Annotated in this window: 19 protein-coding genes; 9 read left to right on the top strand and 10 right to left on the bottom strand. The window is 60.8% G+C overall.

What is annotated here, in order from left to right:
• Positions 1–7: 7 nt before the first annotated feature.
• From ACDZ94_RS11675 to ACDZ94_RS11665, 3 genes are all read right to left on the bottom strand, one after another.
• Positions 8–1,114 carry an efflux RND transporter periplasmic adaptor subunit gene (locus tag ACDZ94_RS11675; RefSeq protein WP_432750191.1) on the bottom strand — a complete coding sequence of 369 codons (1,107 nt, stop codon included), beginning with the start codon at positions 1,112–1,114 and terminating at the stop codon, positions 8–10.
• Between the two features lie 18 nt (positions 1,115–1,132).
• Positions 1,133–2,353, bottom strand: coding sequence for a TolC family protein (locus ACDZ94_RS11670; protein ID WP_432750190.1), 1,221 nt, complete (start codon positions 2,351–2,353; stop codon positions 1,133–1,135).
• 109 nt (positions 2,354–2,462) lie between these two features.
• Positions 2,463–3,368: a cation diffusion facilitator family transporter gene (locus ACDZ94_RS11665; RefSeq protein ID WP_064450550.1), complete on the bottom strand. Its 906-nt coding sequence runs from the start codon at positions 3,366–3,368 to the stop codon at positions 2,463–2,465.
• 216 nt (positions 3,369–3,584) lie between these two features.
• Here ACDZ94_RS11665 and ACDZ94_RS11660 point away from each other — a divergent pair, with 216 nt between their 5' ends.
• Positions 3,585–4,955: a gluconate:H+ symporter gene (locus tag ACDZ94_RS11660; RefSeq protein ID WP_064450549.1), complete on the top strand. Its 1,371-nt coding sequence runs from the start codon at positions 3,585–3,587 to the stop codon at positions 4,953–4,955.
• Between the two features lie 3 nt (positions 4,956–4,958).
• Here the strand turns inward: ACDZ94_RS11660 and ACDZ94_RS11655 are convergent, their stop codons facing one another.
• A complete protein-coding gene (locus ACDZ94_RS11655; RefSeq protein WP_432750189.1) occupies positions 4,959–6,248 on the bottom strand; it encodes an MFS transporter in 1,290 nt (429 codons plus the stop codon).
• A gap of 186 nt (positions 6,249–6,434) precedes the next feature.
• On the opposite strand from ACDZ94_RS11655, the gene ACDZ94_RS11650 reads away from it, so the two are divergent.
• From ACDZ94_RS11650 to ACDZ94_RS11635, 4 genes are all read left to right on the top strand, one after another.
• Positions 6,435–7,853, top strand: a complete 1,419-nt coding sequence (locus tag ACDZ94_RS11650) for a short-chain fatty acid transporter (RefSeq protein ID WP_221293829.1) — start codon at positions 6,435–6,437, stop codon at positions 7,851–7,853.
• A 262-nt stretch (positions 7,854–8,115) separates the two neighbouring features.
• A complete protein-coding gene (gene acpA, locus ACDZ94_RS11645) occupies positions 8,116–9,816 on the top strand; it encodes an acid phosphatase (RefSeq protein WP_262666941.1) in 1,701 nt (566 codons plus the stop codon).
• A gap of 122 nt (positions 9,817–9,938) precedes the next feature.
• Positions 9,939–11,108 (top strand): hypothetical protein, encoded by a 1,170-nt coding sequence (locus ACDZ94_RS11640; protein WP_064450545.1) that lies wholly within the window; start codon positions 9,939–9,941, stop codon positions 11,106–11,108.
• A 146-nt stretch (positions 11,109–11,254) separates the two neighbouring features.
• Positions 11,255–11,779, top strand: coding sequence for a hypothetical protein (locus tag ACDZ94_RS11635; RefSeq protein ID WP_064450544.1), 525 nt, complete (start codon positions 11,255–11,257; stop codon positions 11,777–11,779).
• Here ACDZ94_RS11635 and can read toward each other — a convergent pair.
• Positions 11,776–12,420 carry a carbonate dehydratase gene (gene can, locus ACDZ94_RS11630; protein ID WP_064450543.1) on the bottom strand — a complete coding sequence of 215 codons (645 nt, stop codon included), beginning with the start codon at positions 12,418–12,420 and terminating at the stop codon, positions 11,776–11,778. The two genes, ACDZ94_RS11635 and can, sit on opposite strands and share 4 nt — an antisense overlap.
• A 154-nt stretch (positions 12,421–12,574) precedes the next feature.
• Between can and ACDZ94_RS11625 the strand changes: the two genes are divergently transcribed.
• Entirely contained in the window at positions 12,575–12,979 is a 405-nt protein-coding gene (locus tag ACDZ94_RS11625) for a serine kinase/phosphatase (protein WP_432750188.1), read from the top strand.
• Positions 12,980–13,110: 131 nt separating this feature from the next.
• Here the strand turns inward: ACDZ94_RS11625 and rimI are convergent, their stop codons facing one another.
• Together rimI and ACDZ94_RS11615 are read right to left on the bottom strand one after the other, a co-directional pair.
• On the bottom strand, positions 13,111–13,563 hold the full coding sequence (gene rimI, locus ACDZ94_RS11620) for a ribosomal protein S18-alanine N-acetyltransferase (RefSeq protein ID WP_032886035.1): 453 nt from the start codon (positions 13,561–13,563) through the stop codon (positions 13,111–13,113).
• Positions 13,556–14,299 carry an energy transducer TonB gene (locus tag ACDZ94_RS11615; protein WP_262667960.1) on the bottom strand — a complete coding sequence of 248 codons (744 nt, stop codon included), beginning with the start codon at positions 14,297–14,299 and terminating at the stop codon, positions 13,556–13,558. The genes rimI and ACDZ94_RS11615 overlap by 8 nt, the downstream gene beginning before the upstream one ends.
• A 187-nt stretch (positions 14,300–14,486) precedes the next feature.
• On the opposite strand from ACDZ94_RS11615, the gene mksB reads away from it, so the two are divergent.
• From mksB to mksF, 3 genes are read left to right on the top strand one after another with little or no spacing between them, the layout of a single operon-like run.
• A complete protein-coding gene (gene mksB, locus ACDZ94_RS11610; protein WP_064450540.1) occupies positions 14,487–15,764 on the top strand; it encodes an Mks condensin complex protein MksB in 1,278 nt (425 codons plus the stop codon).
• A complete protein-coding gene (gene mksE, locus ACDZ94_RS11605) occupies positions 15,754–16,461 on the top strand; it encodes an Mks condensin complex protein MksE (RefSeq protein ID WP_064450539.1) in 708 nt (235 codons plus the stop codon). Before mksB ends, mksE begins: the two co-directional genes overlap by 11 nt.
• Positions 16,458–19,298, top strand: coding sequence for an Mks condensin complex protein MksF (gene mksF / locus ACDZ94_RS11600; RefSeq protein WP_064450538.1), 2,841 nt, complete (start codon positions 16,458–16,460; stop codon positions 19,296–19,298). Before mksE ends, mksF begins: the two co-directional genes overlap by 4 nt.
• A 172-nt stretch (positions 19,299–19,470) precedes the next feature.
• Here mksF and ACDZ94_RS11595 read toward each other — a convergent pair whose 3' ends face one another.
• From ACDZ94_RS11595 to ACDZ94_RS11585, 3 genes are read right to left on the bottom strand one after another with little or no spacing between them, the layout of a single operon-like run.
• Positions 19,471–21,774, bottom strand: a complete 2,304-nt coding sequence (locus tag ACDZ94_RS11595) for a PqiB family protein (RefSeq protein ID WP_407016636.1) — start codon at positions 21,772–21,774, stop codon at positions 19,471–19,473.
• A complete protein-coding gene (locus ACDZ94_RS11590) occupies positions 21,767–22,390 on the bottom strand; it encodes a paraquat-inducible protein A (protein ID WP_221293826.1) in 624 nt (207 codons plus the stop codon). The genes ACDZ94_RS11595 and ACDZ94_RS11590 overlap by 8 nt, the downstream gene beginning before the upstream one ends.
• The gene (locus ACDZ94_RS11585; protein WP_064450535.1) at positions 22,377–23,036 is read right to left on the bottom strand and encodes a paraquat-inducible protein A; all 660 of its coding nucleotides are present in this window, start codon (positions 23,034–23,036) and stop codon (positions 22,377–22,379) included. The genes ACDZ94_RS11590 and ACDZ94_RS11585 overlap by 14 nt, the downstream gene beginning before the upstream one ends.
• Positions 23,037–23,316: the final 280 nt, after the last annotated feature.

Below are 23,316 nucleotides of genomic sequence, written 5' to 3'. Positions count from 1 at the left end.
CGCAGGATCAATGGGCGTGCTCGGCCGAGCCTTTACCCAGTTCGGACTTGAGGATGAAGCTGCCGACAGTCGCCACCTGCGCCCCGGCGTCGAGACCCTGGCGCACTTCGACGTAGCCGTTTTCACTCACGCCCAGCTCAAGGTGGCGGGTGATAAAACCGTCCGGCGTGCGCACGAACACCGAGGGTTTGTCCTCGATGGTCTGGATCGCGGTTTGAGGCACGGTGACCTTGGCCTGGTAGGTGTCAGTGGCCAATTGCACGGTGACAAACAGCCCGGGGCGCCAGGCGTCGTCGGGGTTGGGCACGTTCACGCGCACGGTGGCGGTACGCGTCTGCTCACCGAGCAAGTTGCCGACGTAGGCCACGGTGCCGAGCACGTCGGTGCCCATTTCCGTAGAACTGACTTTCACCGGTTTACCGACGCGCACCTTGTTCAAGTCCTTGGGAAATACACCGAAGGTGACCCATACCTGGGACAGGTCCGAAAGGGTGAACGCGTTGCTGGTTTCGCTCACGACCTCGCCGACTCCCAGGTGCTTTTCCACCACCATGCCGGCGAAGGGCGCACGCAGTTCATAGCGATTACCGCCGACCAGGACTGCGCTGCCGCTGAGGGCGGTCATTTTCTGGCGGGCGTTGTTCAGGGCGATTTCCGCTTCCTGCAAGGCCTGGCGCGCCAGCAGGTAATCCTGCTCGGCGGAGATTTGGTCCTGCCACAATTGGCGCTCGCGCTGGAAGGTGGTGCGCGCCAGTTCGACCCGCCGCTCACTGGCTGCCAGCTCACTGCGCTGGTCGGAAATCTGCTGGCTGGCGATCACCGCCAACAGCTCGCCCTTCTTAACCGATTGGCCGAGGTTGACCTTCACAGCCTCCACCACACCGGCCGCGCGCGGTACGATGTGCGAGGTGCGATCCTCATCAAAACGCACTTCTCCCGGCAGTGTCAGCAGGGTGCTGATGGCGCGTGGCTGGGCCTGGGCGAGTTGAATACCGGCGGCCTGGATCTGCTGCTCAGTGAGTTCGAGTGCGCCCTCCTCTTCTTCGGCGTTTGCAAAACCAGACAGCATCAGGCCCAGGGCGACGGCCAGCGCCACACCGTGTTTATGCTTCATAAAAGACTCCAGAAAAAATCAAAACCGGGCGAGGTCGCCGTAAATCCGTTCGATGCGTACCCAGGCGTCGGTGGCCTGGGCGGTCGCCGTGAGGTACTGGGTGCGCGCGGCGATCAAGGTGCGCTGGGCGTCGAGCACGTCGAGGAAGTTGAACTTGCCCATCTCGAAACCCCGGGTGGCGCTGTCCACCGCGCTTTGGGCAGCGGGCAGGATCTGTTGGTTGAAGGCGCGCACTTCGGTATTCGCGGTTTGCCACAGGTCCAGGGCCTGGCGGGTTTCGGTGCGCAGGCGCAACTCGGTGGCATTGCGCAAGTCACGGGCCTGGTCGGCGCGGCGGCTGGCGGCGAGCACGTTGCCCTGGTTGCGGTTGAACAGCGGGATCGGCATCGACACGCCCACCAGGTTCACCCGCTCGCGCACGCTGGCGTCGTACTGGCTGCCGATCGACACGTCGAGGTCGGGAATCCGCTGGGCTTTTTCCAGGCCGACGCTGGCTTCGCTTTGCTGGATTTGCAGTTCAGCCAGGCGCAGCTCCGTGGTTTGCTCAAGACGCGCGAGCAACGGTGTGGAGGCCGGTAATGGCGGAGCGGATTGGCGTTGTGTGGCGACCGCCTGGAAATCAGGCGCGGCGCCGCCGGTAATGGCCGCAAGGCGGCGATAGGCGTCGCTCAGGCCGATCTGCGCGCGGTTCAGTTCCAGGCGGATCTCCGAGACCTGCACCTGCGCGCGAGTGGCTTCGACCGGCGACGACTTGCCGGCCGTGACGCGGCCGTTGGCGACCACCAGGCCGCGCTCGGCCAGGGCCATAGAGCGTTGCGCCAGGTCGAGGCGCTCCTGGGCACGCAGGGCGCCGTAATAGCTGTCGATCACATCGGCGCGCAGACCGTTGCGACGCTGCTCCAGGGTCAGTGCGGCAGCGTCCTGGGCCCGAGTGGCCAGGTCAATCCGCGCACCGCGTTTGCCGCCCAGTTCCAGGGTCTGGCTGAGTTTGACGGTGGTGGTGCGCGTACTGCGGCGGGTGTCTTCAGCATCCCAGGAGGCCACCGGGTTGGGGATCAAGCCCGCCTGCTGGCGACCGCCCTGGGCGATGTCGATTTCCCACTGCGCGGCAGCCAGGTCAGGGTTGTTGGCAAACGCGGTTTGCAGGGCTCTATCAAGCGTGAGGGTTTGCGCCTGGACAGCACTGGCCGCCACCCACAACGCAGTCGCCCCCAACAGTGTTTTAACGGAAATTGCCATAACGAAAGTTCCACGCCCATGAAGTCGCTGAGGTTTCCCAGCGGGGGCAATGTAACTTTCGGTACTTATCAGGGCGGTGGGCAGAACATTACAAATCCGTTAGCGAGGATCAGGCGTGCACGTCGTCATGTTCGTCGTGATGAAACCCTTCGCCTTCAACCTGCAACGTGACGTGGGAAATATCGAATTGTTCGTGCAGCAATTCCGTCACAAGCGCGAGGATCTGCTGCTCCGTGCCGAGCGACGAGTCCGCCACCAAGTGAGTGCTCAGCACATTCTTGCCGCTGGTCAGGGCCCAGATATGCAGATCGTGCACGTCCTTGACCCCGGGCACCTTGCGAATGGCCTGCTCGACCTGATCGATATCAACCCCGTCCGGCACACCTTGCAGCAGCACGTTCATGCTTTCCTTGAGCAGCGTCCAGGTACGCGGCAACACCCAGAAACCAATCGCCGCCGCCACCACGGAGTCGATCCAACCCCAGCCGGTGAACATGATCACCACCGCCGCGATGATCACGCCGATAGAGCCGAGCATGTCGCTCCAGACTTCCAGGTAAGCGCCCTTCACATTGAGGCTTTCGCCGCTGGCGGCACTGAGCAGGCGCATGGAAATCAGGTTGACGATCAGCCCCAGCACCGCAATGACCAGCATACCGGTGGACTGGATTTCAGCCGGTGCCTGGAGCCGTTGATAGGCCTCATACAGGATGTAAAACGCCACGGCGAACAGCAGCAGCGCATTGAAGGCGGCCGCCAGAATCTCGAAACGCGCATAACCAAAGGTGCGCTTGCGGTCGGCTGCGCGTTTGGCAACCTGGATGGCCACCAGGGAAATCGCCAGGGCCAGGGCGTCGGTCATCATGTGCGCGGCGTCGGACAACAGCGCCAGGCTGCCGGTGATAAACGCGCCGATCACCTCGGCAATCATGAAGCTGCTGGTCAGCCCGAGGGCGATCCATAGAAGACGCTCGTGGCCGGCGCGTGCTTGGCCGTGGTTATGTCCTGCGCTCATGAAATATCCTCAAAAGGTGTGGTCCGTTGATCATAGAGCTATAGGCCAAATACTCGGGCACGGGTTGCAAATTTGTCATCCGCGCGACAGCCCGCCGTTACATGACGCGCACCAAAATCGCACATGGACGCTCTGGCACAGTTCTATCAGGTATGCTTTTCGAGCAGGAAACAAAAAGAAACATATTAGCCAACCTGTTCGATAAGGAGTCCCGCTTTGGAGTTATCGACTGCCGCGTGGATGGTTCACGACACCCGCCTCATGTTCTGCGTTCTGCTGGCGATCGCCAGCATCATTGTGTTGATCAGCGCGACCAAGCTGCCGCCATTCCTGTCAATTTTGATCGGCACGTTTATCGCGGGTGTCGGCGCCGGGTTGCCCCCGGAGGAAGTCGCCAAAGCCTTCAGCAAAGGCGCCGGGGCGATTCTCGGTGAAGCAGGAATTATCATCGCGCTGGGCTCGATGCTCGGTGCGCTGATGGCGGAATCCGGCGCGGCCGACCGTATCGCCACCACCCTGCTCGGGCTGGGCAAAGGCAAATCACTGCCCTGGGTAATGGCGCTGGTGGCGATGGTGATCGGCTTGCCGCTGTTCTTCGAAGTCGGCCTGGTGATGATGGTGCCGATCATCTTTGTGATGGCCAAACGTTCGAACCAGCCCTTGTTGAAAATCGCCATCCCCGCACTGGCGGGCATGACCACCCTGCACGCCCTGATGCCGCCGCATCCGGGACCGCTGATTGCGGTGAGCGCGTTGCACGCCGACCTCGGCCTGACCATGTTGCTGGGCTTCTGCCTGGCGGTGCCGGCAGTGATTCTGGCCGGCCCGCTCTATGGCAACTGGCTGTCCAAGCGCATGCACGTGGATGAACCGGCCGACATCGGCGCGCTGTTCAGCGCACCGCCCAAGGCGCCGCGCCAGCCGAGTTTCGGCGTGTCGTTGCTGATCATTTTGCTGCCGGTGATTTTGATGCTCGGCAGCACCTTGGCCAAGGTCGCCATGTCGCCGGAAAACCCGCTGGCGCTGACCTTGAAATTCCTCGGTGAGCCGCTTATCGCCCTCGGCCTGGCGGTAATCGCCGCGGTGGTTTGCCTGGGCTGGGCCGCCGGCATGCCGCGTGCCGAAGTCGGCAACACCCTGCGCAAAGCCCTCGCGCCCATCGCCGTGTTGTTGCTGACCATCGGCGCCGGCGGTGGCCTCAAGCAAACCCTGCTGGACGCCGGCGTCAGCCAGACCATCAGCAAGGTCGCCGAAGGCGCGCACATGCCGTATCTGCTGCTGGCCTGGCTGATTGCCGTGGCCCTGCGCCAGGCCACCGGCTCGGCGACGGTCGCCACCACCACGACGGCGGGCATCCTCGCGCCAATGATGGCCGGGCTGGCGGCTACGCAGAGTTCATTGGTGGCATTGGCAATTGGCGCCGGCTCGGTGTTCTTCTGCCACGTCAACGACGCCGGGTTCTGGATGGTGCGTGAGTACTTCGGCTTGCAGCTCAAACAGACGATCTGGGTGTGGTCGGTGTTGCAGACGATTGTTTCGGTGGTCGGGCTGGTCGGTACGCTGTTGCTCTGGCACTTTCTGACCTGACCCTCAGGTCGCCAAGGTGTGGCGCTTGCCAAACAGCGCCACACTCGCCACCCCCACCGCCCCCATCACCACGCAATAGCCCACGCAAATCCACGGGCTCGTCGGCATCAACGCAATCAACAACAGCGGTGTGGTACTCGCCCACAGCGCGTAGGCAATGTTGTAGGTGAAGGAAATCCCCGAGACCCGCACCGGCGCCGGAAACAGGCCGACCATCACCGACGGCACTGCGCCCACTACCCCGCAACTCAAGCCCGCCACCGCATACGCCGCCCCTAGCCACACGCCGCCGCTGATCAGGCTGGCATACAGAACCGCAATGCCCACCGGCAGCAGCAGGCTATAGACCAGCACCGTGCGCCAGGCGCCGATGCGGTCCACCAGCAGGCCGGCCAGTACACAACCGATATTCAGAAAAACAATGCCCAGCGCGCTCAAGGCGAAGGTGTGGCTGGGGCTCATGCCGAAGGTTTTTTGCATCATGGTCGGGGTGATGACCACCAGCACTACCACGGCCGAGGTGAGCACGCAGGTGAGGATCATTGCCGGCAGCAACACGGCGCGATGGTCGCGCAGCACGGTGCGCAGAGGCAATTCGGCGGCGGCCTGGCGGCGGGCCTGCATTTCGAGGAACACCGGGGTTTCGTTGAGCCAGCGGCGCAACCACACGCCGATCACACCGAAGACGCCGCCGAGCAGGAACGGGAAGCGCCAGGCGTAATCGAGGATTTCGGCGGGGGTGAACAGTTGCGCCAGCAATGTCGCGGTGAGTGCGCCGAGCAGGTAGCCGAAGGTCAGGCCGGCTTGCAGAAAGCCCAAGGCATACCCACGGTGATGACGCGGCGCGTGTTCGGCGACGAAGGTCCAGGCGCTGGGCACTTCCCCGCCCACCGCAGCGCCTTGCAGCAAGCGCAGCACCAGCAGGATCAGCGGCGCGAAATAACCGATTTGTGCGTAGGTGGGCATGATCCCGATCAGCAGGCAGGGCAGCGCCATCATCAGGATGCTCAGGCTGAATACGCGCTTGCGCCCCAGGTGGTCGGCGAAGTGCGCCATCAGGATGCCGCCCAGCGGGCGCGCCAGGTAACCGGTGACGAAGATGCCGAAGCTTTGCAGCAGGCGCAGCCACTCGGGCATTTCCGGTGGGAAAAACAACTGGCTGAGGGTTAGCGCAAAGAATACGAAAATAATGAAGTCGTAGATTTCCAGGGCGCCGCCGAGGGCGGCCAGGCCCAGGGTTTTGTAGTCGGAGCGGGAAAAACGCTGCGCCTGTGGGGAAAAGGTGGCAGTCATGTGGAGGCTCGGCAGACAAACAAAATGGCGTGCAGGTTATGAGCTGAGCCCAATGATGGCAATCGCGACAGATATATTTGTTTTACTCATGGATCAATGAAGATAACTACATTCCCAAAACAATGGGCGTAGAGGAACATGCCGTAAAACTGCCAAAACCCATAATAAATACAAGAGGAAAGACTCGTGGCCGATGCTATCGAAGAAAGCCGCTATGCCCGATTTGCCCTGCGTTGCTCCAACTTCGCCGAACGCTGGTTTCCTGACTCCTGGGTATTTGCCGCCCTCGCCGTGATTATCGTCGCCGTGGCGACCCTGGGCATGGGCGCCGCGCCGACCGAGGCCGCCAAAGCCTTCGGTGATGGGTTCTGGAGCCTGATTCCGTTCACCATGCAGATGGCCTTTGTGGTGATCGGCGGTTATGTCGTGGCCAGTTCGCCACCTGCGGTAAAACTGATCGATCGCTTGGCGCGCATCCCGAAAAACGGCCGCTCGGCCGTGGCGTGGGTGGCGTTGATCTCGATGGTCGCCTCCCTGCTCAATTGGGGCTTGTCCCTGGTATTTGGCGGTTTGCTGGTGCGCGCACTCGCCCGCCGTACGGATTTACGCATGGACTACCGCGCGGCCGGTGCCGCCGCCTACTTGGGCCTGGGCGCGGTGTGGGCATTGGGACTGTCGTCGTCGGCGGCGCAACTACAGGCCAACCCGGCCAGCTTGCCGCCGTCGATTCTGTCGATTACGGGGGTGATTCCGTTCACTGACACGATCTTTCTGTGGCAATCCGGGGTGATGTTGCTGGCGTTGATCGTGGTCTCGCTGATCATCGCTTACGCCACCGCACCAGGGCCGAACAGCGCCCGTGATGCCAAGGCCTGCGGCGTCGACCCGGCCTTCAACCTGCCCAAGATTCAAGCGCCAACCCGCCCGGGTGAATGGCTGGAGCACAGCCCACTGCTAACCATTCTGCTGGCATTGCTGGCGGCCGGTTGGTTGTTCCATGAGTTCTCGACCAAGCCGGCGATCAGCGCCATCTCGGGGCTGAACACCTATAACTTCCTGTTCATCATGGTCGGCGCGCTGCTGCACTGGCGCCCGCGCAGTTTCCTCGATGCGGTGGCCCGCGCCGTGCCGACCACCACCGGCGTGCTGATCCAGTTTCCGCTGTATGGCTCCATCGCGGCGCTGATGACCGTGGTCAAGGGCGGCGACGGCCAGACCCTGGCGCACCATATCTCGACCTTCTTTACCTCCATCGCCTCTCACGACACCTATGCGTTGTTGATGGGCGTGTACTCCGCGGTGCTGGGTTTCTTTATTCCATCGGGCGGCGGCAAGTGGATCATCGAAGCGCCTTACGTGATGCAAGTGGCCAATGACCTGCAATACCACTTGGGCTGGGCGGTGCAGATCTACAACGCTGCCGAGGCGCTGCCGAACTTGATCAACCCGTTCTATATGCTGCCGTTGCTCGGCGTGTTGGGGCTGAAGGCGCGAGACCTGATTGGTTTCTCGTTTGTGCAACTGCTGGTGCACACGCCGTTGGTGTTGTTCCTGCTATGGGCGCTGGGCACGACGCTCAAATACCTGCCTCCCGTGATGCCGTAAACGCTTCTGTCACATTGCCTGCTTAAGCTTCGCCCTCAGGCCCGGCAACGCCTCCTGCACCTTGATCGGCCTTCAACCGATCAAGGTGCACACGATGCGTTGCAGCGCGGCCACGTTACGACACCCGATAGTCATCATCAGAACCCTTATGCCCTAAGGCCTCGCCTTATAGACTGAAGCGTTTAAGCTTTGCCATATTTGATGCCCTTTCAACGAAACATCCAGCAACAAATAAACCAAAAACAGCAGTGAGAAGCCTCGGATGACCGAAGAAACCGAAGACCAGAAAGCCACCAAAAACGCCGCCGACACGCTCCCCGATTCAAGCCGTCGGCGCTTTTTAGGAGGGGTTGCCGTACTGGGCGCCGGGGCGACCTTGAGCGCCTGCGGTGGGCCCGCTGAACCGGCTGGCCCGGTGGTCACCCGCGAACTGTCGCCTGCCGAGCTGGACAAGGCCTTGCACGACAACGTGAAGAATGTGGTGGTGATCTACGGTGAAAACCGCAGTTTCAACAACCTGTTTGCCGACTTCCCCGGCGTGGAAAGCCCGCTGTCCGCTCTCAAACCCGCCGACTACCAGCAACGCGACCGCGACGGCAGCCTGCTGGAGACGCTGCCGGAAGTCTGGGGCGGCGTGAATCAGCTAGGGCCGCAAACAATTGACGGGGTGCTTTACCCCAGCGCCACCCAATATCAGGAACACTTGCCCAACGCGCCCTACGCACTGAAGGGGCCGAACGGCGAAGACCTGCCCCTGGGCCTGGTCACCCGCGACCTGTGGCATGTGTTTTATCAGAACCAGATGCAGATCAATGGGGGCAAGAACGACCTGTTTGTCGCCTGGGCCGACTCCGGTGCGCTAACGCTTGGCCATTACCCGCAAACGCGTTATTCGCTGCGCCTGTGGGACGTCGCCAGGGAGTTCGTGCTGTGCGACAACTTCTTCCAGGGTGCCTTTGGCGGTTCGTACCTCAACCACCAATACTTGATCAGTGCTCAAGTGCCGTTTTACCCGGACGCCGCCAACTCGGTGGCTAAATCGCAGATCGCCACGCTGCAGAGCGACGACCCAACCGACACGCGCCTCAAGCCGTTGGACAAGTCACCGGCCAGCGCCATGACCGGCCCGCCGCAGTTCGGGCCCAGCGCGCTGACGCCGGACGGCTATTCGGTAAACACCATGGCGCCACCGTACTGGCCCACCTGGATCCGCGACCCGGAGCGCCCGGACTACGCCAAGCCCGACCTGCCCAGCGTGCTGGTGCCGCAGTCTCACGAACACATCGGCGACAAGCTGTCGAAGAAGAACGTCGATTGGGCCTGGTATGGCGGTGCCTGGCAGGCAACGATCGACGAGCACAAGGATTCGCTGGCGATTCCGAAGATCCCCAGCTTTCAGTATCACCACCAGCCGTTCAACTACTTCAAGCAGCAAGGTCCGGAAAACCCGGCGGAGCGCAAGAAACGCCTGCGCGACGGCGGCCTGGGCGACGAGCCGAGCACCAATCACTTCCTGGCTGATGCCCAGGCGGGAACACTGCCGGCGGTGAGTTTCTACAAACCCCAGGGCAACCTCAACATGCACGCCGGTTACGCCGACGTGGCCTCAGGCGACCGCCATATCACCCGCGCCCTGAAAGTGTTGCAGGAGAGCCCGCAGTGGAAAAACATGGTCGTGATCATCACCGTCGATGAGAACGGCGGCTGGTGGGACCACGTCGCACCGCCTAAAGGCGACCGCTGGGGCCCGGGCACGCGTATCCCGGCGTTGGTTATTTCGCCGTTTGCGCGCAAAGGTACGGTGGACCATACGGTTTACGACACCGCCTCGATCCTGCGCTTGATCACCCGGGTGTTCCAGTTGGAGAAACTGGACGGCCTCAAGCTGCGCGACGACGCAATGATTGCGCGCGGCCAGAAGCCCATGGGCGATCTGAGCAACGCCTTGCAGTTCAAGGTGTAGGTTTTCTTATCCAATAGCGACATGCCCAGCGATTTAGCACGCGGTTTTCCTGGTCAACCGCTACTGTGTGGAAGTGGGCTTTCACCCCGCGCAGACGGGCTTTCGCTGACAAGGAAACAACTATGTTCAAACCGACCAGGCTGTCCTTCACCCTGGCCGCACTGCTGGCCAGTGCGGTCGTACAGGCCGACATCGAAGTACCATTGGGCAGCACGCAACGGGTCACCCAGTTGTTTGCGTTCCCCAATAACTGCAACGTGATCTGCTTTCGGCCATGGACGCTGGAGCAGACCGCCGAGCATTATCTGAACCAGAGCCTGCAGCGCGACGGTTACAGCCGCGCCAAGGTCAGTGTGAAAACCCATGACGGCCAGGTCTCAGCCACCTTCAGCGGCGTGCCCGACCACTACGGCCAGCCGCTGACCACGCTGCTCGATACCGCCGACCTGGCCTACCAAGGCGCCAGCAAACTCAACAGCGACGGCAAGTGGGCTTACAACTGGTACCTGTTCCTGCCGCTGGGCATGGCCCTGGAAAATCGCAAGAGCATCGAACTGCTGCACTTCCCGCCGGACTATTCGCTGACCCAGGCCCAGGATTACCTGGAATCGGCAACCACCGACCGCTGGGCCACGTTGCTCACCGACAATGGCATCCCTGCCACCGAAACGCCGGCCTACCAGACCATCATCGATATCGCACCGATCGCCGCGCCCTCCAATGCGGGCAAGGACCTCGAAAACGTTTACAGCTACTTCGCCGATTACCAGACACGCATGGTCAAGGAGTTGAGCCTGCGCGCCAACGGCTCGTTGCCAATGGTGGCGTTCGGCGCACCGGTGCGGAATTGGATCAAGCAACAATACGGCCAGACCGTGGGCGTGCTGGGCCTGGCGCAGATCAGCCCGACAGCGGGCAAGACCGTGTCGGTATTGGGCGCCAACCACCCGAGTTACATCTGGTATGCGGCAGACCCTGCAACCTACGACGGTAATGAACAGAAAGCCGATGAGGCCGGCTTGAAGGTGATGGGGCAGGACCTGAGCGCCGCCTGCTGGCAAGCCGGCATGGGGCAGAAACCCGCCAGCGATGCGAATGTACTGCTCAAGGCTTGCATGAATACCTGGCAGGTCACGCGCAAGGAACAGACCTGTGAGTTGTTCTATACCTCGGTGCGCAATCTGACCCCGGAACAAGCCAACGCCAAATGCGCCACCCCCGTCATCAAGGCTCAGTTGAAACAACTGAAGGACGCCGCTCCAACCCCGGCGGTCATGGCCCCGGCGCTGTAAGCTGAACAGGTTATAACCGATTTCTACTGTCAGAGTTGACAGTAGAAATCGGATCCAATATCAGCGAGTCTTGAGTGGCACCCATCCGCTGCAAGACTGATAGTCAGCCCCACTCGCAGGTCGATGCAGCCCAACCCAGGAGAGTCATGAAAACTCAAGCCATGGATAAGGCTAACACCGCTGTGAGTGACGGCCTTTACCCCTTCAAGACGGTGCTCGTTGAACAGGGTTACCCCTCGACCAAACACTTCCAGATCGCACAGGACGCAAATGGGCCAGGCGCCGTCATCAAGGCGTGCGTTACCTTTGACAGCCGCCTGCGCATTGCCCGAGTCTCCGGCTACGCCCTGAGCGAGCGACGCTTGCATACCCTGCAACTGTCATCACGCATCCACTTGTATGACCCGTGGTTCAGCGGCCTGCTGTCGCACTCCTGCAACCCGAACGTGTTTTTCGATGCCACTTACCTGGAAGTCTGGACGGTGCAAGCCATCGCTGCAGGCGACCTGCTGACGATGGATTACGCCAATACCGAGGACGCGGTGTTCCGGCAGTTCGCCTGCCAATGCGGCGAGCTGAACTGCCGGGGGTGGATCACCGGCAGTGCGGAGCCCTTGAACGCCGACGGTCAGGCCTTCATGGCCCAATGGCGGCTGCGCAAACGGCCTTAGACCTCGCCCAATGGCCGCAAGCGATATTGCGGTGGCAGTTGCTCGAAACCACTGATGGTGGTGTTCAAGCTCTTCCAGCGACCATCCTTGATGCCATAGATACAGCCATGGATCGACAGGCTCTGCCCACGGTGCCAGGCGTTTTGCACAATGCTGGTGTGACCCACGTTGGCCACCTGCTGAATCACGTTCAGCTCGCAAAGGCGGTCGACGCGTTCTTCTTCGGTCGGCAACTGGGCCAACAGTTCGCGGTTTTCGTAGTAGAGGTCACGAATGGTGCGCAGCCAGCCATCGATCAGGCCGAACTGGCGGTCCTGCATGGACGCGCGCACGCCGCCGCAGCCGTAGTGGCCAGTCACGAGGATATGTTTGACCTTGAGCACGTCGACCGCGTACTGGATCACCGACAGGCAATTAAGGTCGGTGTGCAATACCACGTTGGCCACGTTGCGGTGCACAAACAGATCACCGGGCAGCATGCCGACGATTTCGTTGGCCGGTACACGGGCGTCGGAGCAGCCGATCCACAGGTATTCCGGGGTTTGCTGGCGGGCGAGCTTGGCGAAGAATTCGGGATCTTCCTGTTTGATCGCATCCGCCCAGCGTTCGTTGTTATCAAGCAGGTCTTGTAGTTCGTTCATCAGGGAAAGCCTCAGGAATGATGCGCAGCTTTGACAGACGACCGCTCGTCCGGGTCACGCCCGGTTTAAAGAATAGACCGGCGTTAATTAGCTTGAATCTTTGGGGAGCCATGCCTGTCCACACACTATAAGCCCCACAGCATGAGGATTGGCCATGACAGAATCACGACGTCCCTACGGCGCTACGCAGCCGGAACCCATTGATGACAATGAAGACCGCATGGGCTCGATACATGAGCTGGATTTTGACGAAGAAGCGCCGACGGCAGAAATCGGCGATGAAATCCCACCGAGTGAACGTGAACACCTGATGCCCGACGAGCGGGTACGCGAAGCCGGGATGACCGGGGCTTCAACGGATGACCACGAACCCACCGATGATGACATGAGCCCGGAAACGCTGATTCATGAGGACGGCGCACGGGATGCTCGGGAAGAAGGTGAAGACAGCCCGGCGGATTACGATTTGAGCATCGTCGATGAAGATGAGATCGGCGGCGGGAATGGGCTGGATGAAGCCGAGTTGGCGGATATCGACCCGGTAGACGGTAACCGCTGACACACCACCGCCCCTGTTGGAGCCGGGCTTGCCCGCGATGCTGGTGCCTCGGTGTCTCAGTGAGACCGAGGGGATGCTATCGCAGGCAAGCCAGCTCCCACAGGAGTGTGCCTCCACAGGGGTTTTGTGTCTTAGTCGACTAAGGTGCAAGCCATTACGACTGCATCTTCGCGCCCACCCACGGCGGGGTAGTAATCGCGTCGACGGCCGATCTCGTTGAAACCGTAGCGCTCATACAGGCGGAACGCGCCGGTATTGCTGTCGCGCACTTCCAGGAAGCATTCCCGGGCTTTGGCGGCATACGCGCGGGACATCAAGTGTTCCAGCAGCGCCAGGCCCAAACCACGGCCCTGGTTTTCCGGCTTGACGGTGATATTCAGCAAATGCGCTTCATCAAGGATGATTTGCACCACACCGTGGCCCACCTGCTGCTCGCCCTCGAACATCAGCCAGATCTGGTACTTGCCCAGCCCATCGAGAAAAATTCCGCGGGTCCAGGGATGGCTGAACGCCGCGTATTCAATCTTCAGTACAGCGTCGAGGTCCGCCTCGGTCATCGGGCGAAAGGATAAAGCTTCACTCATCGGTACTTTTCCAGCGCGCCATCAGCCGGCGCATGGCTTGCCAGACATCAGCCTTACGCTGTGGCTCTTCCATTAATAATTCCAGGCCCGGCAGGGCCCAAACCGAGCCCAGACCTTCGACCTGCAGTTCGCGGTACCAGGCTTCGGCATTCGCTTCGCCGGCAAAACGCACAGCGGGCAGGCCGATCAACCACAGGCACACGCAGGGTTCGTCTTCCAGGCGCGCCGACACAAAACCTTGTACAAAATCCCGCGCGGCTTCCGGGCCCTGGTCCATGGTGCCACGCACCAGCAGCGGCCAGCGCACCGGGTCGCCGACGATCTGCGGGCTGTCGGGCAGGCCGGCGGCGCGCAGCATGTCCTTGAGCAGCATGTAGGCCGGGTCGCGGGTCTGGAAGCGTTCGCCAGTGGGCAATTCCACTAACAGCAGGCAACGCCCGGCCCGCAGCAATTGCAGGGCAAAGCGTGGCGGCGGCACCACCGGGGCCTTGACCACCGGCGCGGCCTCTTCGGCCACCACGGGTTTGGCTGCTGGTGAAGGGCGCGGTACTTCGATCTTCGCCCGCTCGACCACAGGACGCGCCTCGGGAACGGGCTTGACCACCGCCACCGGCGCCGCCGCCTCCTCCCCTGAAACCTCGAACGCCTCATAAGGCTCAGGCGCCTGCAGCAGCTCGGGCCGCGACGGGGCGGCAAACGGCAGTTCGGTGCGGGGCAGCCAGTTGACCACCTGCATGGCGGTCAAGTAAGCGCGACGTCGGGACTCGATAAGCACAGCTCGGCCACTTGTGGATAAGTAAAGAGCGGGGATTCTACCGCTGTTCGGTAACAATCGCCCACTGCGCACTGACCGGCTGTGGATAAATCCCGCGCCTGATGCAGTACAATCGCGACTTTTAATCGCCAACCAGCCGGCCATTCCCATGATCGAACCCAAGCGCGTCCTGCGCGCCCTCGCCGAACACTGGGCCTTACTTGAGCCACTGTGCGAACACTTCGACCAAGGCACCTTGAGCCTTGGCGAGCTGCGCGCACAACTGGCCGCCCAACAACTGGACAGCACGCCCCAGGACATCACCAGCCTGCTGGACGTGTGGATTCGCCTGGATATCCTGGTGCCTGTCGCCAAGAGCCCGAACCGTTTCGAGCTCAATGCACAGATCCACGACTTCCTGGCGTATCTTCGCAAGGAGCACCGGCTTGGCCTGTGCCTGGAAATCGAAGCCTACCTGCGCCACCTCGAGCGCCTGGCCGGCTACATCCAGGACGCCTTCGACATCCGTGACGGCCACGACCTGGCCCGTCAACTGCGCCTGCTGGATATGCGCGTCCGCGATGTGCTGAAAAAACTCGCCAACGACGAACAGGCCCTCGCTGCCGTGGCCGACCGCGCCAAGACCAGCGACCGCCAGATCCCGTTGCGCCAGCGTTATGCCGAGGTATTGGCAACCTGGGACGAATACGTCGAACCGATGATCCAACTGGTGAACGCCGACGGCGCCTTCGAACAAGGCGTGCGCAAGGTCGAAAACGTGCTGTTGCGCATGCTGACCGAGCAACAGCGCCTCGGCCACCTGGTCGACGACGACATGCTGTTGCGCACCCACGCGCGCATCCTCGAAATGCAGACCAGTGCCCAGTTGACCTTGCGTCATGCCCGCGAACTGCTGTTGCCGTTGCGTGAAGAAGCGCGTCGGCACAATGCCGTGACCCGTGGCGCGGCGTTGGCGCTATCGGCCATCCGCCGTAAAGGCCTGGACGCGGTGCCACAGGCAGCAATGCCGATGTTCACCCGGCCACAAAGCACCTTCCTCGGCAGCGCCAGCCAGGTCGAAGCGTATGTGTATGCCCTGGCGAATTTCGAGCCGAAACCGGCGCGGTTCCCCAAGGCGCACAAATCCCACAAGGGCGAAGCCCAGCGTGCACCGCGCACGGTCAAGGAAATGCTCGAGCGCTGCGAAGACGCGTTGCCGATGCCGGACCTGATGACCTGGCTGCTGGAGCAGGAGCCGGACGGAGCCACCGACGAATTGCTGTACTGGTTCTCGCGACTCTCACGCGAGAAACGTTTCAAGCGCGAACGCCTGGAACGCCGCGACTACCACACACACGAGCACCAGGTCAGCCTGCGCTCATTCGCCCTGCTCCCGGCTGGCACTGACGCCGTCGAGAATTCTGCGAGCACCCCTTATGCATCTTGATCTATCCGAACTGTCCCAGCTGGCGCCGATCTTTCGCGAGCTGTTCAAGGGTTATCACGTCAGCCGCCGTGACCCGGAGCTGTATGCGCAACTGTCGAACTTCCAGGACCAGTACCGCACGCTGTTCAAGGCCCTGGGCTTCGAGCTGGTATGCGATACGCGCGGTTTCTACTACTTCGTGCCGGACTCCGCCATTGCCAGCGCGCAGGTGAACAAGACCGCCCAGCGCCTGGCGTTGTTCACCTTCATCATCGTCGAGCATTTGGCCGACCAGGGCCGCGACCCGATCGCTGTGCTCGACGGTGGCAGCCTGGGCCGCGATGAATTGCCGTCGTTGCTGGAGAAGTACCGCGACCTGTTTATCCAGGCCGAAGTGCAGACCCAGGAAGAGCTCGAAGAAAAAATCATGCGCCGCATGACCCAGCTGGGTTTTGCCAGCGAGGACAACGGCATCTATCGCTTCCTGCCGCCGATGCACCGATTCCTCGATGTGTGCCTGTCGGTGCAGCAGGACCGCGACCTTGCCGCCAGCGTGCACAGCGTGTTGCCATTGCCGGCGCCGGTGATCATCGATGATGACAGCGATGAAAAACTGCTCAAGACCGATGACCCCCTCGACCTGAGTGACTTCTCGGAAGAAAGCGAAGAAGACGCCCTGGCCCGTGCCATTGCCGAAGAACAGGAGACCGACGCATGAGTAAGGAACGCTACGGCATCCGCCGCTTCGCCCTATTGAACACCGCCGGTTACAGCCTGGGTTTGTTCCCACTGGAAGAGCCGCTGTCGGTGTACGGCGCGAACAACCTGGGTAAATCCGCTTCGATCAACGCCCTGCAGTTCCCGATTCTGGCACGCATGTCGGACATGAGTTTTGGCAAGTACACCCTGGAGCAATCGCGGCGGTTCTACTTTGCGACTGACACCAGCTACATCCTGGTGGAAGTCTCGCTGCCCCACGGCCCGCACGTGATCGGCGTGGTCGGGCGCGGCCCGGGCGGTGGTTTCGGTCACCAGTTCTTTGCCTATGCGGGCAAGCTGGACCTGGCCCACTACCAGAAAAACGACACCTGCCTGCGCCAGAAAGAGCTGTTCACCAACCTTGAACGCGAAGGCCTGAAAGCCTACGAACTCAAGCCGGATGAACTGCGCCGCTTGCTGGTAGGCGGCCACACGTCGGTGCCGCTGGACCTGACCCTGATTCCGCTGCGCTCCACCAGCGAACAGAGCCTGAAGACCTTCCGCGCGCTGTTTATCAATCTGCTGCACATGCGCGAAATCACCGCGGCCAAGCTCAAGCAACTGTTCCTGGATGCTTTCGAACACAGCCTGCGTTCCGGCAGTGTCGATTACATCGCGGCGTGCGAAGAAGCCTTCCGCGACGTGCGACGCATGGAGCAGGATTACAACTCGCTGGTGGCCGCCGGGCCGTTGGTGGAAGCGCTCGCCAATGGCGTAAAACAGCGCGACATTTTACGCGGCAAATTGCATCGCCTGTCGCCGCTGCTGGACTCGCTGCTCGGCACTTGGTCGGACTACGCCAGTGCGCGCAAGGAAGAACTGACGATCCAGGCCGAGCACTACCGCAACGAGCAGGACGCGCTGCAAAACGATCAACGTGGGGGCACCCAGGAGCTGATGCGCCTGGAGCGGGAAATCAGCGGCATCCAGCGTTGGCTGGGCGAGCTGTCGGTACTCAAGCATCGCTTTGCCCTGGTGGATGACGTCAAGGTGCTGGAGCAGCAACTGCTGGCGGCCAAAGATGCCCACGATGAACTGGCGGGCGCCCTGGCGCAGTCGCGGCAGTTCAGCGCCGAGGATTTGGACGAGCGTTTGCGCGACCTGGAAAAACGCCTGAAGTCGGTCAAGCAGCAGCTCGATCACGCGGACAACAACAGCTACGCCAAACTGCGCGAAGAATTCTCACAGCAGGACGTCGAGCGCCTGATGCGTCTGTTCAACAGTTCGTTGTTCAGCCTGCCATTGGGCGAACACGGCATCACGCTGGATGAGGACGGCCAGTGGGTCAAATCCCTGGAGCAGATTCTCGACGGCTTCAAAGGCGAGCGTTTTGAAGTACCGGGGCTGTCCATCGACATCTCCCACATCGAACCACCTGCATTGCAGGCGCTGGCGGATCGCGCGGCGTTGCGCGACCAGAAAGAGCGCCTGGAAAAAGAACTCAAGCAGCTCAAGACCCAACAGGCCGTAGCCTCTGACCGGGCAGCGAGCAAGACGCAGACCGAAGCGCTGTACCAGCAAGTGCTGGATGCGCAGAAGGCTTTGGAAGATTTCCGCCGCGCGCAAACCCTGAGTGCCGAGGAAGGCGAGAAACTGGAAAACCTGGCGCAGATGGAAGCGGCGCAGGATGAACTCAAGCGCTCCAGCGATGCGTTTACCGAGCGCGTCCAACAGCTGTCGGCCAAGCTGCAATTGGTCGGGCGTCAGATCGGCGATATGGAAGCCAAACAGCGCACGCTGGATGACGCGCTGCGCCGCCGTCAGTTACTGCCGGCGGACTTGCCGTTCGGCACACCGTTCATGGACCCGGTGGACGACTCCATGGACAACTTGCTGCCGTTGCTCAACGACTATCAGGACAGCTGGCAAGGTTTGCTGCGCGCCGACGGCCAGATCGAAGCGCTTTACGCCCAAGTGCGCCTCAAGGGTGTGGCCAAGTTTGACAGCGAGGATGACGTGGAGCGTCGCCTGCAATTGCTGATCAACGCCTATGCGCACCGCACCGATGAAGCCCTGACGCTGGGCAAGGCACGCCGCGCAGCGGTCACCGATATCGCGCGGACCCTGCGCAATATCCGCAGCGACTACGACAGCCTGGAACACCAACTGGCCTTGTTCAACCGCGAGATCAACAAGCGCCAGGTTTCCAACCTGCAGAGCTTCCGTATCGTGCTGGCGCCGAACAAGGAAGCCCTCAAGCATATCGACCAGATCATCCACAGTGCCGGTCAATATGAAGAAGGCGAAACCTTGTCGGTGTTCGACCTCAGCCAGAGCGCCGAGCAGGACAACAAGAACGAAGAGGCCAAGGAATACCTCGCACGCCTGGTGGCTGCCAACCATAACCAGTTGGGCCTCAAGGACCTGTTCGAGCTCGCGTTCGAAATCACCAAGGTGAACGGTCAGCCCGTGATTCACACCGACATTGATGGCGCGGCGTCGAACGGCACCACCATGACCATCAAGGCACTGACCAACATGTATTTGTTGCTGCACTTGATGGACCGTGACCAGGCCGGTCGCGTGCGCTTGCCGTACTACCTCGATGAAGCGGCAGACATCGACGAGAAGAACCAGGCGGCGCTGCTGGAAACCAGTTTGCAGTTGGGCTTTGTGCCGATCCTGGCCAGTGTGAAGCCGCAGGTGTCCGCCCAGGTGGCGATCGACCTGGAAGGCGGCAGCGGGCCGAATGGCATCTACATCGACGAGGCGGATTGGAAGTACATCCGTCGTCACGATGCGGTGAAGGCAACGGTGAATGTGCAGGCGGATGAGCCGGAGTTGGATGCGGTTTAATCCACTGCGCTGAAATGCAAAAAGGCCGCGATCTTATGGATCGTGGCCTTTTTTTGCGGTGTTTTTGAGGGCCTCATCGCGAGCAAGCCCGCTCCCACTTTTGACCGCGTTTATCCTGTAGGAACGCGGTCGAATGTGGGAGCGGGTTTGCTCGCGAAGGCCGCGCCTCGGCTTATTTGCCGAGTGGGATTTTAGGCGCCCAAGTCAGCCATTCATCTTCGAACTTGTCGAACAACGGGAAGGTTTGCTGCGGGCGGGCGGCGTTGCCCATACGCTCGCCATCTGGCGTTGCGAAGGCGATGCCGCCGGCAACGAGGGTTTCCAGGGATTCGGTGCGGACCGTCGCACCTTTGAACAGGCCGAAGTCGAGTCCAAAACCGCTGGTGTTCCAGAAGCGACTGCCACCACGCACCAGCGGCGCGTACTTGGGTTCGATCAGGATGTGGATCAGCACACGGTCGGCGGTCTGGCCCAGCTCGTAGCCAGTGACTTTGCCGACGGTGACTTCACGGTAAGTGACCGGAACGCCCTCTTTCAGCGAGCCACGACGTGCAGCGCTGAGTACCAAGCTGAGGCCTTCCTCCTGGTGAACCGCCTCCGGTGGCTTGTCCAATGCGACGAAGCTTTTTTGCGGCCCTAGGTTTTTCGCGGCGGGCAGCACTTCAATGTATTGGCCGGTTACCAGGGTTTCCAGGTTTGAGGTTTTCATCAAACCCAGCTCAGGCTTGACCACCCAGAACTGGCTGCCTGTGCGCGCGATCCGATCGGCCACTTGGGTAATACGGGCGCTGAGCAGCACTGACTGCATGTCGGCGCTGAGGTCGACGTGCTCGATCTTGCCCACATCCAGGCCTTTGAAGCGCACTGGCGTGCCCGCGCGCAAACCGTCGGCGCGATCAACCTTGATGGTCACGAGGGTGCCATGTTGATTGGCCGCTTCACGATCAGTGAACAGACGGAAACGCGGGATGCGTTTTTTCAGCGGCACATTCGGTTCCGGCGTTTCGAAGGCGATACCACCGGCCATCAGGCTGGCGAGGGATTCACTCTTAACCTGGATGCCGCCGGTGAGGCCGCCGGTCAGCGTGACGCCGCTGGCATTCCAGAAACGCGTCGAGCCGTTGACCAGGTTCTCGTATTCCTTCTCGATGTGAACACCGATGACCAGTTGTTTGTTCTTGCGCGAGAACTGGTAGCTCTGCACCGAACCCACTTTGACCTGCTTATAGAGGATCGGGCTGCCGACATCCAGGGAGCCAAGGTTGTCCGTGAACAGCACCATGTGCAGGCCTGGGGAACGCAGGTCCAACGGCGGCGCTTTGGCTCGGGCGACGAACTCACGTTGTGGTGCGCTGCCTTTGTCGCCGGGGCGGATGGCGATGTAGTTACCTTTGACCAGGGCTTCCAGCCCCGTGATGCCCGCCAGGGAGATGGACGGTTTGACCACCCAGAATTGGGTGTCCTGTACCAGGTAGTCTTCGGCGAGCGGATCGAGGGTCAGCTCGGCGTTGGCACTGGACAGGTCCGGGTCAATCTTCAGGGTTTTCAGGCTACCGACCTGGATGCCTTTGTACATGACCGGAGTACGCCCGGCTTGCAGGCCCTCGAAATCGGTGAGCTTGACCTTGACCTTGATGCCGGCTGCGGCGGCGTCGAAGTCCTCGTAGAGGCGAAACGGCAGGCTCGGGTCGGTCGGCGGGCTGTCCTTGCGATTCTCGGGTGTGGCGAACGCGATACCACCGGCGACGATGCTGGAGAGGGATTCGCTGCGCACTTTTACGCCGGAGAGGTTGGCGTCGATGCTGATGCCGCTGGCGTTCCAGAAACGTGTGTGTTTGCGCACCAGATTGGCGTAGGTCGGCTCGATGTAGACCTTGATCTCGACAGTGCTCTGGTCTTCGGACAGCAGGTAGCTTTTGACCTGACCGACCTGGATCTGTTTGTAGAACACCGGACTGCCACGGTTGAGCGAGCCAAGGCGATCGGCCTTGATGGTCAGGTGGAGGCCGGGCTTGGCATCGGACAAAGGCGGTTCTTCGGAGAGCGCTTTGAATTTGCGAGTGGGCTCGCCATCGCCAGGGCTGGCGGCAATGTAGTTACCCGAGACCAGGGTTTCCAGACCCGTAATGCCAGCGAGGCTGACGCTGGGTTTGACCAGCCAGAAACGGGTGTTGGTCTTGAGGTATTGCTCGACATCCTTGTTCATCTCAATGGTCGCGATCACACCGCGATTGCTGCCCTCGTCGTCCAGGGCCAGCGTCTTGACCTTGCCCACGGTCATGCCTTTGTAGACCACTTCGGTCTTGTTGACCTGGATGCCTTCGCCGCTTTCAAAGCGGACCTGGATCTCAATGCCTTGCTGGGAATAGGCGCGCCACCCTAACCAGCCGCCAATAATCAGGGCGACCAATGGCAACACCCAAATGGCCGACCAATTGGAAGCTGGGCGGGTTTTAGCTTTTGGCAAATCACTCATGGTCGTCGTCCGACTCCGTGTTATCCCAAATCAGTCGGGGATCAAAAGTTACTGCGGCAAGCATCGTCAAGATCACCACACTGGCGAACGCTGCAGCGCCAAGATTGGCCTCGACACTGGCAAGTCGCCCAAAGTTAACAACCGCCACCAGGATGGCGATCACGAAGATATCCAGCATGGACCAGCGGCCAATGAATTCGATAAAGCGGTACATAACGATGCGTTGCTGCGCGGACAGCGGTTGGTGGCGCTGCACCGAAAACAGCAACAGGCCAATGCCTACCAGTTTGAATGTCGGCACCAGGATGCTGGCAATAAACACCACGGCAGCGATGGGAAACATACCGTGCTGTACCAGCTGAATCACCCCCGACATGATCGTACTGGGGTCGCCTTGGCCAAGGGAGCTGACGGTCATGATTGGCAACAGATTGGCGGGGATATACAAGATCGCCGCAGTGATCAGTAAGGCCCAGGTGCGCATGAGGCTGTTGGGGCGACGGGCATGGATCAGCGCACCGCAGCGCGTGCAGAGCTGCTCATCGGTATCGGCCTCTTGCTTGTTCAACTCGTGGCATTCGGTACAAATCAGAATGCCTGCATCAATCGCCCGCATGATCATCCTCTCCTGCCAATGCCTGCCAGATCTGGTGGGGCGACATCACCACCTCAAGCAGAACCTGAACGATTAATAGACTGACGAAGCAGGTCAGACCCAGGCCAATTGTGATAGAGGCCATGTCGGCGAGTTTAACGATCGCGACAAGCACACCCATCAAGTAGACCTCCAACATCCCCCAATCCTTCAAGTGATGGTAAATGCGATAGAGCAACAGCCCATAACTGCGCCCGATCTTCCAGCGAATGCTTAGCAGCACCGCTAATTGGCAGAGCAACTTGAGCAGGGGAATTCCCATGCTGCACAGGAATACGACAACCGCTACACCTTGCATACCGGTATCGAACAGGCCGACGACGCCACTCCACACGGTGTCCTCTGACGACTGCCCAAGTAGATTGAGCTGCATGATCGGTAAAAAGTTCGCAGGGATGTACAGCAACAGCGCGGCAATCACCAAGGCGAGGCTTCGCTCGACGACATTGTGGCGATGAGCATAGAGCTCGTAGCCGCAGCGCGGGCATTGAGCCTTTTCGCCCAGGGCGAGCGTTGGCTTGCGCATCAGCAAGTCGCACTCATGGCATGCCACCAGATCATCCAGTGGTAAATCCGACACCTCGGGGGTATCAACCGGATCGGGCATAGATAGGGCTCTAATTCTAAAAAAGGTTAGGTGCCTATTCTAATGGTCTGGTTCAGAAATAACTGTGCAAATTTGTCGGGAAGGATTGAGCGACTTATCGAAAAACATACGGGGCGATGCTACATATGAGACAGCGTGCGTTCATGGTGAAGTGCATTGTGGATGCCGATAGCCCCTTTGCACTTTTCGACCGCCCAAAACAAAACCCCTGTTTGCTTTAGCAAACAGGGGTTCTGGAATTTAATCTTGACGATGACCTACTCTCACATGGGGAAACCCC

The sequence above is a fragment of the Pseudomonas sp. UBT genome (genome assembly GCF_050915955.1).
Taxonomy (GTDB): domain Bacteria; phylum Pseudomonadota; class Gammaproteobacteria; order Pseudomonadales; family Pseudomonadaceae; genus Aquipseudomonas; species Aquipseudomonas antarctica_A.
The sequence above is the reverse complement of the archived record's forward strand: the minus strand, read 5'-3'. Positions and strand labels throughout refer to the sequence as shown.